At 54.0% G+C, this 947-nt stretch carries 2 protein-coding genes; both read right to left on the bottom strand.

All coding sequences use genetic code 11. The features are described from left to right. On the bottom strand, positions 1-480 hold a 480-nt coding region (locus BGP75_RS19340; protein WP_143821117.1), incomplete at its 3' end, for an ATP-binding cassette domain-containing protein. A gap of 40 nt (positions 481-520) precedes the next feature. Beyond that, on the bottom strand, positions 521-947 hold a 427-nt coding region (locus BGP75_RS19345; protein ID WP_143821118.1), incomplete at its 5' end, for an ABC transporter permease.

Genomic DNA, 947 nt, shown 5'->3' on the forward strand with positions numbered 1-947 from the left:
GGCTCGGGCAATGGCCAGGCATTGTTTCTCACCGCCGGACATGGTGCCGATGGCATGCTCCGGATCTCTCACATCAATTCCCATATCTGCCAGACCGGCACGGGCGATTTCGTTGGCACGCCTGGTGTCAAAGACCCTGAAAGGCCCCCATTTTTTGGTCAATTCTCTGCCCATAAAAAAGTTACGGGTCACACTCATCAGCGGGACCAGTGCCAGATCCTGATAAACTGTTGCGATCCCCGCGTCGAGCGCATCGCGAGGGGAGTTGAATATCACCGGCTTACCTTCATAGTAAAACTCACCTTCGCTGGGCTTGTGGACACCGGCCAGGGTTTTGATCAGGGTTGATTTACCGGCACCGTTGTCACCCAGCAGGCAATGAACTTCGCCGGCTTTGACCTGCATGTCGATATCTTTCAGGGCGATGACTGAACCGAAAAAACGGCTGACTTTTTTTAGCTCTAGAATGTATTCGCTCATGGTTTTTCTCCTTCCTTTGTCAGGTTGTCAGTTCAGTCAGTTAGCGCGTTTCAGTCACACGCTTACGGACGTAATTGTTGAACAACACGGCCATCAGCAGCATGACCCCCAGGAAGACCCGGAACCAGTCGGAATCGATTCCGGTAAAGAAAATACCCATCTGCACCACGCCGAAGATCAGCGCGCCGAAACAAGCACCAATCACGGTACCGTAGCCGCCAGTGAGCAGGGCACCACCAATAACGGCGGCGATAATGGCTTCAAATTCCTTAAGCAGACCCCGGTCCGCAGCGGCGGAGCCAAACTCCAGCACCTGACAGGCGGCGTAAACGGTGGCGCAGAAGGCGGTAAAAACAAACAGCATGATTTTGACCCGATCCACCGGGACACCGACATTCCTGGCCGCTTTGTCATCTCCACCGGTAGCGAAGATCCAGTTACCAAATGAGGTGCGCAGTAAAACCCAG

It is taken from the genome of Motiliproteus sp. MSK22-1, assembly GCF_001968815.1.
In the GTDB taxonomy this organism is placed as follows: Bacteria; Pseudomonadota; Gammaproteobacteria; order Pseudomonadales; family Balneatricaceae; genus Motiliproteus.